General features: G+C 72.7%; 13 protein-coding genes. 11 read left to right on the top strand and 2 right to left on the bottom strand.

All coding sequences use genetic code 11. From position 1 onward, the window contains the following. The first annotated feature begins 48 nt into the window (after positions 1-48). Genes lysS through JOF36_RS08265 form a run of 6 tightly spaced genes read left to right on the top strand, consistent with a single transcriptional unit; the run spans position 49 to position 7,854 of the window. Positions 49-3,489 (top strand): lysine--tRNA ligase, encoded by a 3,441-nt coding sequence (gene lysS, locus JOF36_RS40010; protein ID WP_210025892.1) that lies wholly within the window; start codon positions 49-51, stop codon positions 3,487-3,489. Further along, positions 3,486-4,913: an amino acid permease gene (locus JOF36_RS08285; RefSeq protein WP_210025890.1), complete on the top strand. Its 1,428-nt coding sequence runs from the start codon at positions 3,486-3,488 to the stop codon at positions 4,911-4,913. Before lysS ends, JOF36_RS08285 begins: the two co-directional genes overlap by 4 nt. Further along, a complete protein-coding gene (locus JOF36_RS08280; RefSeq protein ID WP_210025888.1) occupies positions 4,910-6,001 on the top strand; it encodes an alpha/beta hydrolase in 1,092 nt (363 codons plus the stop codon). Before JOF36_RS08285 ends, JOF36_RS08280 begins: the two co-directional genes overlap by 4 nt. 40 nt (positions 6,002-6,041) lie before the next feature. After that, on the top strand, positions 6,042-6,635 hold the full coding sequence (locus JOF36_RS08275; RefSeq protein ID WP_210025886.1) for an ArsR/SmtB family transcription factor: 594 nt from the start codon (positions 6,042-6,044) through the stop codon (positions 6,633-6,635). Positions 6,636-6,637: 2 nt separating this feature from the next. After that, the gene (locus JOF36_RS08270; protein ID WP_210025884.1) at positions 6,638-7,048 is read left to right on the top strand and encodes a VOC family protein; all 411 of its coding nucleotides are present in this window, start codon (positions 6,638-6,640) and stop codon (positions 7,046-7,048) included. 5 nt (positions 7,049-7,053) lie between these two features. After that, on the top strand, positions 7,054-7,854 hold the full coding sequence (locus JOF36_RS08265) for an SRPBCC family protein (protein ID WP_210025882.1): 801 nt from the start codon (positions 7,054-7,056) through the stop codon (positions 7,852-7,854). A 162-nt stretch (positions 7,855-8,016) separates the two neighbouring features. On the opposite strand, the gene JOF36_RS08260 is transcribed toward JOF36_RS08265, so the two are convergent. Both JOF36_RS08260 and JOF36_RS08255 read right to left on the bottom strand, forming a co-directional pair. Then, a complete protein-coding gene (locus tag JOF36_RS08260) occupies positions 8,017-10,251 on the bottom strand; it encodes an HNH endonuclease signature motif containing protein (RefSeq protein ID WP_210025880.1) in 2,235 nt (744 codons plus the stop codon). 492 nt (positions 10,252-10,743) lie between these two features. Continuing rightward, positions 10,744-10,980, bottom strand: coding sequence for a hypothetical protein (locus tag JOF36_RS08255; protein ID WP_210025878.1), 237 nt, complete (start codon positions 10,978-10,980; stop codon positions 10,744-10,746). Positions 10,981-11,046: 66 nt separating this feature from the next. Here JOF36_RS08255 and JOF36_RS08250 point away from each other — a divergent pair, with 66 nt between their 5' ends. The 5 genes from JOF36_RS08250 to JOF36_RS08230 all read left to right on the top strand — a co-directional run bounded on the left by JOF36_RS08250 (position 11,047) and on the right by JOF36_RS08230 (position 14,537). Beyond that, complete coding sequence (locus tag JOF36_RS08250; RefSeq protein ID WP_210025876.1) at positions 11,047-11,673, top strand: Maf family protein; 627 nt, start codon at positions 11,047-11,049, stop codon at positions 11,671-11,673. After that, entirely contained in the window at positions 11,674-12,132 is a 459-nt protein-coding gene (locus JOF36_RS08245; RefSeq protein WP_210025874.1) for a nuclear transport factor 2 family protein, read from the top strand. Between the two features lie 34 nt (positions 12,133-12,166). Beyond that, positions 12,167-13,057, top strand: a complete 891-nt coding sequence (locus JOF36_RS08240; protein ID WP_210025872.1) for a sulfurtransferase — start codon at positions 12,167-12,169, stop codon at positions 13,055-13,057. After that, positions 13,054-13,506, top strand: a complete 453-nt coding sequence (locus JOF36_RS08235; protein WP_210025870.1) for a SufE family protein — start codon at positions 13,054-13,056, stop codon at positions 13,504-13,506. Before JOF36_RS08240 ends, JOF36_RS08235 begins: the two co-directional genes overlap by 4 nt. A 134-nt stretch (positions 13,507-13,640) precedes the next feature. Continuing rightward, positions 13,641-14,537: a TIGR04222 domain-containing membrane protein gene (locus JOF36_RS08230; protein ID WP_210025868.1), complete on the top strand. Its 897-nt coding sequence runs from the start codon at positions 13,641-13,643 to the stop codon at positions 14,535-14,537. Positions 14,538-14,800: the final 263 nt, after the last annotated feature.

Raw genomic sequence — 14,800 nt, 5'->3', positions numbered from 1 at the left:
CACGTCATCCACTGGCGATCCTGCTGCCGACGGCCGAGGAGCTTGCCGGTGACCACCGCACCCCCCTATCGCTACGAGGTGGACCGGACGGCCGCCGCGGTCCGTGCGGAGTTCGGCGGGCTCGCCCCGGACACCGTCACCTCGACCACCGTGCGGATGGCCGGTCGGCTGCTGCTGATCCGCAGGCACGGCGGGCTCGACTTCGCGACCCTGCGCGACGCGACCGGGCAGATCCAGCTCTTCGCCGACGCCGCCGTGCTGGGCCCGCAGCGCCTGCACGCGTTCGCGGCGCTGGAGCGGGGCGACTGGGTCGGCGTCGCCGGCACGGTGATGACCACCCGCCGCGGCGAGCTGTCGGTCCGGGTGGCGGAGTTCACCCTGCTCTCCCACGCCCGCCGCCCACCACCGGACAAGCACGCCGGCCTGCGCGACGTCGAGACCCGCTACCGGCGCCGCTACGTGGACCTGGAGGTCAACGAGCGGACCCGGGAGATCTTCCGGATCCGGCACACCGCGGTGCACGCCATCCGCGAGCACCTCACCACCGCCGGGTTCGTCGAGGTCGAGGGCCCGGTGCTGGGCACCATCCAGGGCGGGGCGTCGGCGCGGCCGTTCGTCACCCACCACAACGCGCTCGACCTGGACATGTACCTGCGGATCGCGCTGGAGCTGCACCTCAAGCGACTGATCGTCGGCGGCATGGGCCGGGTGTTCGAGATCGGCCGGGTGTTCCGCAACGAGGGCATCGACACCCGGCACAACCCCGAGTTCACGATGCTCGAGGCCTACCAGGCGTTCGCCGACTACCACGACATGATGGACCTGGTCGAAGGCCTGATCAGAGCCGCCGCCCGGGCCGCGCTGCGCGACGGTCTCGTCGTGTCCTACGGCGAGCACCGGATCGACCTGGAACAGCCGTGGCCGCGCCGCCGGTTCGCCGACATGATCACCGAGGTCACCGGCGAGCGGATGCACCCGGACATGCCGATCGGCGACGCCCGCGCCGCCCTCGGCCGGCTCGGCATCGGCTACGAGAACGGCTGGGGCGCGGGCCGGCTGATGAAGGAGGTCTACGACGAGCGGGTCCAGCACGACGTCGTCGGGCCGGTGTTCTGCATCGACTACCCGCGCGAGGTCTCCCCGCTGGCCCGCGCGCACCGCGACGACCCCGCCTACAGCGAGCGGTTCGAGCTGATCGTCGCCGGGTTCGAGCTGTGCAACGCCTACTCCGAGCAGAACGACCCTGATGCCCAGCTCGCCGCGTTCACCGCCGAGGCCCAGGCCAAGCGGGACGGCGATCCCGAGGCCGGGGACGTCGATCTCGACTACGTGCGCGCCCTGGAGTACGGGATGCCACCCACCGGTGGCCTCGGGATCGGCATCGACCGGCTGGTCATGCTGCTGGCCGGTGTCGAGTCGATCCGCGAGGTGATCCTCTTCCCGACGCTGCGCCCGGAGTTCGTCGCGGGCGACGGCGGCCCCGGCGGCGCGGTGCGCCCGGTGCTGCCGCCGACCCCGGTCGCTCCGGCCGGCACGCTCCCGGCCCCCGCGATCCCGGTCACCGCACCCGCGGCCCCGGCCGCTTCCGTGGCTCCGGCCGGTTCCGTGGCTCCGGCCGGTTCCGTGGCTCCGGCCGGTTCCGGGACCCCGGCCGGTTCCGGGGCCACGGCCGGTTCCGCAGCCCCGGTGGTGAGCGCTCCGGTGGTGAGCGCCCCGCCGGAATCGGGGCCGGTGCGGACGGTGCCGGAGCGGGCCTGGGTGCCGCGACTGGTCGGGGGTCTCACCGCGCTGGCCGCGGTGCTGCACCTACTGGTGCACCTGCCGCTCGTGCACGAACGGCTCGGCGACCGGATCGGGCTGGACGTCGTGCCGTCGTGGTTCGTGGTGACCGGGCACGTGCTGTCGGTGGTGATCGGGCTGGTCCTGCTGCTGCTGGCCGACCAGCTCGCCAAGCGCAAGCGGATCGCCTGGCAGGTGGCGGTGGTGCTGTTCGCGCTCGCCCTGGTCGCGCACCTGATCAAGGGTCCGCACGAGGTCGGGATGACGATCGCCGCGGTGATGCTGGTGCTGCTGCTCGCGTTCCGCTCCGAGTTCCGGGCCCCGGCCGACCCGCCGTCGCTGCTGCGGCTGGTCCGGTTCGTGCCGCTCTACCTGGCCGCGGTGCTGGTGTTCGGGTTCTCCGCGCTGGCCTTCCAGTCCGGCCGGACCACGCCGGAGCTGAACCTCACCGACAGCCTGCTGCAGATCGGGGCCGGGCTGGTCGGCGTCGACGGGCCGTACGTGTTCGACCGGCCGATGTTCGCCACGCTGTTCCCCGCCACGCTGCTCACCCTGGGGATCACCGGGCTGGTGCTGTTCGCGGTCCTGCTGTTCCGGCCGCTGGCCGCACGGGACCCGCACACCCCCGGCGACTGGGCGCGCGCCGAGACCCTGGTCCGCACCTACGGCTGGGACACCCTGGCCGCGTTCGCGCTGCGCGACGACAAGAGCTTCTTCTTCTGCTCCGACGGCCGCGCCATGATCGCCTACACCTACCTCGGCGGGTATGCGCTGGCCTCCGGTGACCCGATCGGCGACCCGGGGTCCCAGGGCCGGGTGGTCGACGAGTTCCTCGCGATGTGCCGGGAGCGCGCGTGGACACCGGCGTTCCTGGCCGTGCGCGCCGACGACGCCGACCTGCTCGCCGAGCGCGGCTTCCGCAGCTTCTACCTCGGCGACGAGGCGATCCTCGACTGCACCGCGTTCGGCCTGGCCGGCCGGGCCCGCAAGGGGCTGCGCGGCGCCGTGCGCCGGGTCGGCCGCGACTACCGGTTCCAGCTGATCAGCGAGGCACAGGCGTCGCCGAAGCTGGTGCGGTCGTTGAACGCGATCAGCGAGAAGTGGCGGGGCAAGGCGCCCGAGCGCGGGTTCACCATGGCGCTGTCCCAGGACGTCGCCGGGGACGGGGCGAACCCGGAGTTCCTGCTGTGCGTCGCGCTCGACGCCGACGGCGTCCCCGGCGGGTTCCTGCGCCTGGTCCCGGCGTACGGCGGTCCGGCGACGGGCACCACGTTCGGCTACACGCTGGACCTGATGCGGCACGACCCGCAGGCCAAGAACGGGATGACCGAGTTCCTGATCGCGAGCTCCGCCGCCGCGCTCGGCGAGCGCGGGGTGACCCGGCTGTCGATGAACTTCGCTATGTGGGGCCGGTTGTTCGACGACGACGTGCCGTTCACCCCGGCCCAGCGCGCGGCCCGCTGGGCGGTCGGCGTGCTGAACCCGTTCTTCCAGGTGCGTTCGCTGCACGACTTCAACGCCAAGTTCGACCCGCAGTGGCTGCCCCGGGTGCTCGCCTACCGGCATCCGCAGGACCTCCCGCGGGTGGGTCTCTGCTACGCCGGGGCGGAGGGCTTCCTTGCCCTGCCCGGGATCGGGCCGTTGCTGGTGCCGGCGGCGGTCGGCGGAGCTCCGGCGCCGTCCGCACCGTCCGTATCCACAACCGGATGAACGCCCGGGCGCGCCCCGGCGTGCGCGAGGGCGCCCGGCTCGGCGTCCTGGCCCTGGCGATGATCAACGTGGCGGCGATCGTGTCCGCCCGCAACCTGCCGGTGATGGCCGAGTACGGCTGGGCGATGCTGGCGCTGTTCGCGCTGGCAATCCTCGTCTTCCTGATCCCGATCGCGATGGTCGCGGCGGAGCTGGGCACCGCCTGGCCCCGCGACGGCGGCGTCTACGCCTGGGTGAAGGAGGCGTTCGGCGAGCGCGCCGGGTTCCTCGCGGTCTGGTGCGACTACGCCGAGAACGTGGCCTGGTTCCCCACCGTGCTGTCGTTCATGGCGGCGAGCCTCGCCTACGCGATCGACCCGGCGCTGGCCTCGAACAAGGTCTACCTGGTCGTCGTCATGCTGACGTTCTTCTGGGCCACCACGCTGCTGAGCCTGCGCGGGGTCGGGGCGTCGTCACGGCTCGGCGCGATCGGCACGATCGCCGGGTCGATCCTGCCCGCGGTGCTGGTCGTCGGGCTGGGGGCCGCCTACCTGCTGCGCGGCCACCCCTCGCAGATCCCGTTCTCCGCCGAGGCGCTGGTCCCGGACGTCTCGCTGGACAACCTGGCCTTCCTCGGCGGGATCGTGCTGCTCTTCACCGGCATGGAGATGGCCGGGTTCCACGCCCGCGACACCCGCGACCCCGGCCGGGTGGTGCCCCGGGCGATCGCGTTGTGCGTGGGGATCGTGGTGGCGTTCTCGGTGCTCGGGTCGCTGTTCCTGGCGTTCGTGGTGCCGCAGCAGCAGATCAGCCTGGTCTCCGGGGTGATGGAGCTGTTCGCCTCGGTGCTGGACTCGTTCGGCGCCGGATGGTTGCTCGCGCCGCTGGCGCTGGTCGTGACGCTCGGTGGGGTCGCCCACCTGGCGCCGTGGATCCTCGGGCCGGCCAAGGGCGTGGCCGCGGTCGCCGCGGACGGTGTCGCCCCTGCCCGGCTCGGGCGGGTGAACCGCAACGACGTCCCGGTCGGGCTGCTGGTCGCCCAGGGCATCGGTGGCAGCGTGTTCTCGCTGCTGTTCCTGCTCGTCCCGAGCGTGAGCACGTCCTACTGGATGCTGTCGGCGGTGACCGCACAGATCGTCATCGTGATGTACGCGCTGATGTTCGCGGCGGTGGTCCGGCTGCGCCACACCCGCCCGGCCACGCCGCGGCCGTACCGGATCCCCGGCGGGCTGCCCGGGGTCTGGGCGGTCGGCGGGATCGGACTGGCCGGCTGCGTCTTCGCGTTCGTGCTCGGGTTCGTGCCGCCGAGCCAGCTCGAGACCGGGGACACCGTCGTCTACGTGCTGCTACTGGGCCTGGCCGTGGTGGTCCTGTCGCTGCCACCGTTCCTGTTCGCGCTGTTCCGCCGGGCTCGCCCGACGACACCGGCCCCGGCCGTCCGGTGAACCCGCTGCTGCAGATCGACATCACGACCGTCTGGTTCCTGGCCGGGCTGGCGCTGGCCAGCGTGGTGCTCGTGTACCTGCTGTACCTGCTGCGGTTCCACCGGTTCGGGGTGGTCGCGGTGGTCGTGGCGCTGCTCGTGGTGAACGCCGGGGCCTGGACGAACGGCTACTACGACTACTTCCGCGACCTCGGCTTCGTACTCGGCGAGGAACCCGGCGACGAGGTGGCCCTCGACGACCTGCTGCGCCGCACCGCCGTCCCCGACCAGGGCGTGATCTCCCCGGTCCCGGTCCCGGCGACCACCTCGGGGTTCGACGCCCGCGAGGCCGTGGTCTGGGTGCCGCCCGCCTGGTTCGCCCGGCCCCGGCCGGAGCTGCCGGTGGTCGTGCTGCTGCACGGCACCCCCGGATCCCCGCAGGACTGGACCGACGGCGGCCGCGCCGACGACACCGCGAACGCGTTCGCCGCCGCGCACGGGGGCCGGGCGCCGATCCTGGTCATGCCCGACATCAACGGCTCCCTCGACGGAGACACCGAGTGCGTCGACGGACCCGCCGGGAAGGTCGAGACCTACCTGACCGACGACGTCGTCCGCTATGTGCACGAGACGTTCCGGACGGCCGAGCCGGGCCGAGCCTGGGCGGTGGCCGGGCTGTCCGAGGGCGGGTCGTGCGCGATCATGCTGGCGCTGCGTCATCCCACCCTGTTCGGCTCGTTCGGCGACTACGCCGGGCTCGCCGGGCCCCGCTCCGGCGAGACCAACGACGACACCGCCTCCGCCGTCGCCCAGCTGTTCGGCGGATCGCAGCAGGCGTTCGAGGCGCACGAGCCGTCGGCGATCCTCGCCGCGCAGCGGTTCCCGGACACCGGGGGCTGGTTCGAGGTCGGTTCGGTCGACGCGCAGCCGATGGCCGCGACGACCGAGCTGGTCCCGATCGCGCGCCGGGCCGGGATCACCGTCTGCGAGAAGGTGGTCGACGGCGGTGGGCACGACTTCGACGTGTTCTCCGCGGCCTTCGCCGACTCGCTGCCGTGGCTCGCCGGGCGCACCGGCGCGTTCCCGCCCGGCCCGTGCTCCGGTGGTTGACCCCTTTGACAAAAAAAGTTGTCAACGCCACTATGGGGGCGTGCACGATGTGACGGTGATCGACGATCCGGGAGCGGCCGAGGTCGCGCTGGACCCGGTCCGTGCCCGGCTGCTGGCCGAGCTGTCCGAGCCCGGCTCGGCGACCACGCTGGCACAGCGGGTCGGGCTCAGCCGGCAGAAGGTCAACTACCACCTGCGGGCGCTGGAACAGCACGGACTGGTCGAGCTGGTCGAGGAGCGGCGCAAGGGCAACTTCACCGAACGCCTGCTTCGGGCGACCGCGGCGTCGTACGTGATCTCACCGAGCGCCCTGGCCGCGGTCGAGCCCGATCCGCAGCGGTCACCCGACCGGCTGTCCGCGCGTTGGTTGCTCGCGGTGGCCGCGCGGCTGGTGCGCGACGTGGGGGAGCTGATCGCGGGCGCGGCCAGGACCCGGACCCGGCTCGCCACGTTCGCCATGGACGGTGAGATCCGGTTCGCCTCGGCGGCGGACCGCGCCGCGTTCGCCGAGGAGCTGACCGGGGCGGTGACCTCGCTGATCGCGAAGCACCACGACGCGTCCGCGACCGGCGGCCGGGCCCACCGGATCGTGGTCGCCGTGCACCCGACCGTCCGACGAGAAGGGAAGACCTGATCATGTTCGTTCCGGTGACCAGCATCCTGGTCGACGACCAGGCCAAGGCCCTGGCGTTCTACACCGACGTGCTGGGCTTCGTGAAGAAGACCGACGTCCCGGCGGGCGACGCCCGCTGGCTGACCGTCGTCTCACCCGACGCGCCGGACGGTGTCGAGCTGCTGCTCGAGCCCGACGGCAACCCCGGTGTCCAGATCGGCGGCGAGCCGGCCGCGCAGGTGTACAAGAAGACGCTCTACGAGGCGGGCATGCCGTTCACCATGCTCGGGAGCACGAACCTGCAGCAGGACTACGAGCGGATGACGGAGCTGGGCGCCAGGTTCACCCAGGAGCCGACGACGACCGACTTCGGCGCGATGGCGGTGTTCGACGACACCTGCGGCAACCTGATCGTGCTCGCCCAGCAGGACTGATCACGATGGACGAGCGCCGGCGGCTGGCCAAGGAGATCGAGCTGGCCGCCACCCCCGAACAGGTCTGGCAGGCGATCTCCACCCCGGAGGGCATGTCGATCTGGTTCGTACCGCACGAGCACACGGACGACGAGCTCGGCGCCGACTTCGGCGGTGGCAACACCCAGGCCGGCCGGGTGCTGGAGTCCGAGCCGGGCCGGCGGGTCGTCTACGGAGCGCCCGGCCCGGACGGTGAGCCCCCGATGACGCTGGAGTTCCTGGTCGGGGGCAGGGAGGGCGGCACCACCGTGCTCCGCCTGGTCCAGAGCGGGTTCTTCGACGGTGACGACTGGGAGGCCGAGTACGACGGTTTCGGCAAGGGATGGGACATGTTCCTGCACAACCTGGCCGAGTACTACCGGCACTTCCCCGGGCTGCCGGTGGCCACCGTGGTCGCCACCGGGTTCACCGACCGGCCCGGCGACAGGGTGTGGGCCGACCTGCTCACGCGGCTCGGCGCCGAACCGGCGCTCGGCGAGTGGGTGCGCCTCACCCCGGAGGGCCTCGGACCTGTCGAGGGCATCGATCCCGTCGAGGGCATCGGTCCCATCGAGGGCATCGGTCCCATCGAGGGCGTCGTGGACCTGCGCGACAGGTTCCTGCTCGGCATCCGCACCGAGCACGGCCTCTATCGGTTCATGGCCGACGACCTGCACCACATGGTGAGCACGACCCAGTACTTCTACGGCGTCCCGGTGGACCGCGCGTCCCGCACCGCCGCCTGGCAGTCCTGGATCGACCGCATCACCGAGGGTCGACGTGTATGAGGTACGAAGCCCGCCGTACGCGGCTCGCCGAACTGTTCCGCGCCCCGTGACGCACTTCGCCCGCGCAGCTGCGGTCGGTGATCGAACCGCTGCTGACACCGGGAGTCGAGCAGCGGGCACCCGGCCCCGGGCGTGTCTCATCCGGGGCCGGTGCCTCACTGTTCAGAAGGGCGGCGCGTCATCGGGTGGCCCACGGCCGGTCGTCGGAGTGCTCGGGACCGGCACGGTCGCCACCGCGGGTGCGGGGCGATAGATGGGGAGATCGTCGAGTTCGCGTTGAGCCCGGCTCCGGGGCGCGGGCGCCCGTTCGGGGCCCGCGGGCTCGGGCAGCGGTTCGGGCACGGGTGGGCAGACGGGTTCGCCGCGGGTGCAGTAGATCCGCTGTAGCGGGCTCTTCCACCGGAAGGCCCCGGGTGTGGGCTGTTCCAGGCGCCAGCGCCCGGTGGTCTTGATCGCATGGTGCAGCAGGCACAACGGGCCCAGATTGTCGGTCACACTCGGGCCGCCGTGCTGATGCTCCTCGGTGTGGTCCTGCTGGGCCTTGTGGGCCGAGCGGCGACAGCCCGGAAAAGCACATGTGCGATCGCGGACCTCGACGTGGCGACGCAGCGCGAGGTGCGGCAACCGGTTGCCCGGGTGCCCGTCGAGAGCGGTGCGCAGCTCGTCGCGACGGGCGTACTGGGCGGCGAGGTCGGCGATCAACGGAGCCCACCCGGCCGGCGGGTCCACGGTGAGCCGTACGAGCAGATCGGCGGGAACCTGCAGTTCGACGACGCCACCGTGGGCCTGCCGGATCAGTGGGTGCTCCGGCCGGCGGGGTGGGCGCAGGCGGGTGAGGCCGGCCAGGATCAGGTCGCCGTCGGGGGCGGTCACCGCGAACCGCCACTCGGCGTGGCGTTGACCGGCCGCCCAGGCGCGTGCGGTGGGGGCCAGAACGGGGCCGAGCCCGGGGATCTCGCCGGGATGGTCGTCGTGGCACAGCAGGGTCGACAGCCGTACCCGGATCTCGATGCCGGGCCGGGCCCTTTCCACGCCGCCACCGGGCCCACCGGTCTCACCGGGCCCACCGGGGCCGGTGAGGCCGCTGTCGGGGTTCTGCGGGCCGCCCGGGCCGCTGGGACCGTCAGGTCCGTCGGGGTCGGGGTCCTCGCCGCCCGAGTCGCCGCCGGGGTCGTCGGTATCGGTGTGGGGGTCGTCGGTATCGGTGTCGGTGTCGCTGCCGTCCTTGTCGCGGTCGTCGTTGTCGCGGTCGTCGTTGTCGCGGTCGTCGGCACTGGGGTCGTCGGCACTGGGGTCGTCGGCACTGGGGCCGTCGGCATCAGCGCCACCGTGCGCGCCACCGCCACCGGGCCTGCTGTCACCGGTGCCGCGATCACCGGATTCGCTGTCACCGGTGCCGCCGTTGCCGTTGCCGGCGTCGCCGGGGCCGGGGCCGGGGCCGCCATTGCCAGGGCCGTCGTCGGGCTCGCCGGCCTCGCGGCAAGCGACCTCGGCGCCGACACTGTCCTCATCGCCCTGACCGGCGGGATCCTGGCCGGTGTCGCCGTCCTCGCTCTCGGCTTCAGTCTGGTCGTCGGCCGCGGCGGCGACGGCGCGGGCGAGCATCGTGGCGATGATCTGGTCGTGACTCAGGGCGTGGACACTGCCGTCGAGCAGGGCGGTGGCCAGATCGGCGCGGATGCGCGGCAGCGGATCCGGATGCCCGGCCGCACGCACGTCGCGGGCCAGGGCGTCGAGGCGCTCGCAGGCGGCCTGCGCGGCACCCGGGTCCAACCCCATCGCGGAGAGGGTGGCGGTGCCCGTGTCGTCGAGATAGCAGATGACGCGCCGTTCACTCAGCGCCTTGCGATAGCGGCGCTGGGCGGCGTCCGGGTCGATGGCGATCACCATGCGCTGCATGCGGGCGCGGAGCTGGCCGGTCGTCAGGCCCGGAGCCGTGGGCAACAGCGCGGCGCAGACGCGTTCGGCCTGCGCGTCGCTGAGCGGCTCGAGCAGATCGGCGAACACCCGGGCCTTACCGCGGTCGATGTCCCCGCAGGACAAGGCGGCATGCACATCCGGGAGCCGATACACCAACATCTCGGCCAACGCGTGCTCACGCCAAGCGGTCAGCTCGGTCAAGGTGAGCGCGGTGGCGATCTCCCGGCCACACTCCGGATCCGGCTCCACCAGCCGGACCGCCGTACCGGAGGGGGCGTGCGGGTCGCAGCGGCCCACCTCGGCCATCATCGCCAGCTCCTGGGCGTCGGCATAGGACCGCAGCCGCCGCCACGCCTGCAACACATCGACGGTGTCGGCATTGGCCAGCCGGGCCGGGTCCAGACCGGCCAGCACCGCGCACAGGGCCGGGCCCGGCGGGTCGACCGCCAGGCCTTCGGGAATCCCCCTCACCAACATGAGACGAACATACATTCGACCCCCGACAGTTTCGGGCCGCCGACGCCCCAGCGCCCGAGCAATCTCGAGCGCTGTACGTGCGACGCGATCACCCACCACCGGTGCTGCCCGAAAGCGGCGGCCGAAAGCGGCGGCCGCGCGGTCGACACACCGGTGCGGCGCTTCCCGTCGGCGAGGTCGATGTCGAGGGCGGACGCCCGCCCTGCGTCTGCCGACAGCACTGGGGTCGAACCGCCCGTACTCGGCCAGCCGGCCGGCCTGTCGGCTCTGGCTGCCGTCGCTCTCGTCCGACTTCGGAGACCGGACGACCACCCTCGTTCGCCACACATGAAAGAGCCCGCTGCAGCGGCTGGTTAGCCCCGCCAGGGCTACTGCGAGCTCCATACCTGCCGAAGAGCAGCAGCATCGCGGCCTACTGAACACGAGGGCTGTCCGGATCCACACGTAGACCCGCGCACCGGCCTGGATCCAGCCTTCACCAGGCCGTACGGGTCACCGACGCAGCTCGGCCAGGACCTCCAGGACCGACGCACGGGTCGCGCCGGGACTCGGCGACGCAGCGCGGACGTCATCCATGGCGGCCAGGGCCTCGTCGGTCGTCGGGCGGGAGGCGACATCGACGACGATGTCGCCCAGATACGACCGGATCGACCGGCCGGAGACACGGGCCCGGGCACGGATCACCTCGTACACGTCCTCGGGGATCTCCCGGAGCCGGATGGTCGCCACAGCACGACCGCAGCGCTACCGGACGGCAGGAGCGACCGACCGCCGCGGCCGGTACCGTCCGCCTTCGTGCGCCTGGTTCTCGCCTCCGCCTCCCCCGCCCGGCTCGGTGTGCTCCGCACCGCCGGGGCCGACCCGCTGGTCGAGGTCTCCGACGTCGACGAGGACGCCCTGCTCGCCGCGCACCCCGACGCCGACCCGGCACGCAAGGTGACGATGCTGGCCGCGGCCAAGGCCGCCGCCGTCGCCGGGCGGATCGCCGGTGACCACGCGGACACGGTGGTGATCGGCTGCGACTCGATGCTGCTGGTCGACGGCGAGCTGGTCGGCAAGCCCGGTGACGCCGACACCGCCCGGCGTCGCTGGAAGGCGATGGCCGGCCGGACCGGGGAGCTGCTGACCGGGCACTCCGTGTTGCTGCTCTCCGGGGGCACGGTCGTGCGGGAGGCGGAGGGCCACGCCGGCACCGGGGTGCGGTTCGCCGAGCCGACCGACGCCGAGCTCGACGCCTACCTCGGTACCGGCGAGCCGCTGCACGTCGCAGGCGCCTTCACCCTCGACGGGTTCGGCGGATGGTTCGTCGAGGGCATCGACGGGGACCCGTCCAACGTGATCGGGATCAGCCTCCCGCTGGTCCGCCGGCTGCTCGGCGGGATCGGCGTGAGCGTCGTCGACCTCTGGAAGAAGGAGCCCTGAGTGAGTGACGAGTCGCGTCCCCCGTTCCCGCCGTTCGACGAGGCGGGCGCCTGGAAGAAGGTCCTCGCCGCGGAGGCAGCCTGGAACACCCGCGACCCGCAGAAGGTCGCGCTCGCCTATACCCCGGACACCGTGTGGCGCAACCGCGACACCTGGCTGTCCGGGCGGGACGAGGTGATCGCGTTCCTCACCGCGAAGTGGGAGCGCGAGCTGGACTACGCGCTGCGCAAGTCGCTGTGGGCGTACCAGGGCGACCGGATCGCGGTCCGTTTCCAGTACGAGTGCCGCGACGCGAGCGGGCAGTGGTGGCGCAGCTACGGCAACGAGAACTGGGAGTTCGCCGACAACGGCCTGATGCGGCGGCGCGAGGCCAGCATCGACGACGTCGCGATCTCCGAGTCCGAGCGCCGGATCCACGGTCCCCGTGCCGAGGGTGACGGGTCCGACATCCCGATCTGAGCATCGCCCGACGGCCGGGACTACCCTCGCGCGCATGGCTGTCGCGAACGACCCCGACCCGAAGCTCGCCGAGTACGCGCACCCCGAGCGGCTGGTCACCACCCAGTGGCTCGCCGACCACCTGAAGGACCCGGGCCTGGTCGTCGTGGAGTCCGACGAGGACGTGCTGCTCTACGACACCGGGCACATCCCGGGTGCGGTGAAGGTCGACTGGCACACCGAGCTGAACGACCCGATCACCCGCGACTACGTCGACGGCAGGCGCTTCGCCGAGATCATGTCCGAGCGCGGCATCGGCCGGGACACCACGATCATCGTCTACGGCGACAAGAACAACTGGTGGGCCGCCTACGCGCTGTGGGTGTTCTCGCTGTTCGGCCACTCCGACGTCCGGCTGCTCGACGGCGGCCGCACCAAGTGGATCGCCGAGGGCCGCGAGACCACCACCGACGCGCCTGCCCCGGAGCGTGCCGACTACCCGGTCATCGAGCGGGACGACTCGCGGATCCGCGCGTTCAAGGACGACGTGCTCGCCCACCTCGGCAAGCCCATGGTCGACGTCCGTTCCCCGCAGGAGTACACCGGCGAGAAGCTGCACATGCCGGACTACCCGCAGGAGGGCGCGGTCCGCGGCGGGCACATCCCGGGCGCCGCGAGCGTCCCGTGGGCCCGCGCCGCCGCCGATGACGGAAGCTTCAAGACCCGCGCCGAGCTGGAGGCCATCTACCAGCAGGAGCAGGGGCTCACCCCGTCCGACGACGTCGTCGCCTACTGCCGGATCGGCGAGCGTTCCAGCCACACCTGGTTCGCGCTGACCTACCTGCTGGGCTTCGACACGGTCCGCAACTACGACGGCAGCTGGACCGAGTGGGGCAACGCCGTCCGCGTGCCGATCGTGCAGGGTGAGGAGCGCGGGTCGGCATGAGGTCCCCGGACTCTGCGGCGCTGCCCTCCGAGCTCGCCGAACTCGTCGACGACTTCGCCGCGGTCGGCCCGAAGGACCGGCTGCAGATGCTGCTGGAGCTCTCCTACGAGCTGCCGGACCTGCCCGAGCGCTACGCCGACGCGGCGGAGACGATGGAGCAGGTGCACGAGTGCCAGTCGCCGTTGTTCCTCGCCGTCGAGGTGGGCCCCGAGGGTGACCGCCCGGTGAACCTGTTCTTCTCCGCCCCGAAGGAGGCGCCGACCACCCGCGGGTTCGCGTCGATCATGTACACCGGGCTGGACGGCCAGCCGGCCGCGACGGTGCTGGACGTCCCGGACGACTTCTACACCGATCTCGGCCTGGCCGAGGCCGTGAGCCCGTTGCGGCTGCGCGGCATCTCGGCGATGCTCGCCCGGATCAAGAACCAGGTGCGGGCCGCGACCGCCTGAACCGGTACCACCCGTAACGGCCGGGGCCGCCTCGTGCGGCCTCGGCCGTTCGTGCGTTCAAACCTCAAGTCTCGGTGAAATCCGGCGGCCCTGTCCCGTGAGCGGACGCACACTGCTTCGAACGACGAAGCGTCGTGGCGCCACAGGGGGTGGTCGGGTTGGGTACGAACCTCACCGGAGAGACCTGGGGGATCCCGGGGACGACGTTCCTGGTGCTCTACCTGCTCCTCGCCGTCACGGCGACCGTGCCGGCGCTCTGGCACCGGTCCCGGATCGCCGCGGGCGACCCCGCCGGGCGCCGGGTCCTCGACGGCCGTCCCGAGGACGTCGCGTACCTCAACAGCGGCCCCGGTCTCGCGGTCTACGCGGCGCTGTCCGCGATGCACGTCGACGGCACGGTCGTCACCTCGGACCGGACCACCGGCCAGGTCCGCGCCGGCGGCCCGCTCACCCGCTCGGCCACCGACCTGCAGCGGGCGATCCACCGCTCGGCGCACCGGCTCACACCCCGCCGGACGCTGCCCACGCACACGGCGGTGCGCACCGAGCTGGACCGGATCGCCCACCGGCTGGAGACCGCCGGGTTGCTCCTGGACCAGGCCGGGCAGCACCGGTACCGGGCCGCTGCCGTCCTGCCCGGCCTGGTCGCCGCGCTCGGCATCGCCCGGATCACCGCCGGTTCCGTGAACGGGCGACCGGTCGGGATCCTCACGGCCCTCTGCCTGGTCATGGTGGGGCTGACGATCGCCTTCCTGCTGCGGGCACCGCGCCGCACCCGGGCCGGCGACGCCGCGCTGCACCGGATCCGGCAGGAGCACGACACGCTGGCGCCCTCGATGCGCCCGGACTGGACGGCGATCGGCCCGGCCGGGGCCGCACTGAGCGTCGGGGCGTTCGGTCTCGGGGCGATGGTCGCCGCCGAGCCGGCGTTCGCCGAGGAGCTCGCGGCACAGCAGCCGGCTGCGCTCGGCGACAGCGGGCCGGGCGGTGGCGCCACCGCGGCCACCGCCGGCGGCGGCGCCGGGGGCTGAGCCCGCCGCCGAAGGACTGCCCCGGGGGGTCGGGGTGCCCGTCCCCGCGGCTCCACCGCCGGGGGGTGTGGAGCCGCGGGGACGATCGCGGCGGCGATCCCGGCGGCGCCGGCGTGGCCCGTCTCACCGCTGAACCGATCCCGACCAGGCCCGGACCCCCCTGAAGGGGGTGACGTTGCCATCACCACATTCCCCATCGGTAACTTCCGGCGGTACGGCTCATACACTCCGCGGTGACCCAGCGCCGGAGCACCGGGCCGGCG

The organism is Pseudonocardia parietis (assembly GCF_017876315.1).
Taxonomy (GTDB): Bacteria; Actinomycetota; Actinomycetes; order Mycobacteriales; family Pseudonocardiaceae; genus Pseudonocardia; species Pseudonocardia parietis.
The sequence above is the reverse complement of the archived record's forward strand: the minus strand, read 5'-3'. Positions and strand labels throughout refer to the sequence as shown.

What these genes read in the sequence shown, in the direction of transcription:
- JOF36_RS08285 (WP_210025890.1), top strand. Translation starts at nt 3,486, where the DNA reads ATGAACGCCCGGGCGCGCCCCGGCGTGCGCGAGGGCGCCCGGCTCGGC.
- JOF36_RS08270 (WP_210025884.1), top strand. Translation starts at nt 6,638, where the DNA reads ATGTTCGTTCCGGTGACCAGCATCCTGGTCGACGACCAGGCCAAGGCC.
- JOF36_RS08265 (WP_210025882.1), top strand. Translation starts at nt 7,054, where the DNA reads ATGGACGAGCGCCGGCGGCTGGCCAAGGAGATCGAGCTGGCCGCCACC.
- JOF36_RS08260 (WP_210025880.1), bottom strand. Translation starts at nt 10,251, where the DNA reads ATGTTGGTGAGGGGGATTCCCGAAGGCCTGGCGGTCGACCCGCCGGGC.
- JOF36_RS08240 (WP_210025872.1), top strand. Translation starts at nt 12,167, where the DNA reads ATGGCTGTCGCGAACGACCCCGACCCGAAGCTCGCCGAGTACGCGCAC.
- JOF36_RS08235 (WP_210025870.1), top strand. Translation starts at nt 13,054, where the DNA reads ATGAGGTCCCCGGACTCTGCGGCGCTGCCCTCCGAGCTCGCCGAACTC.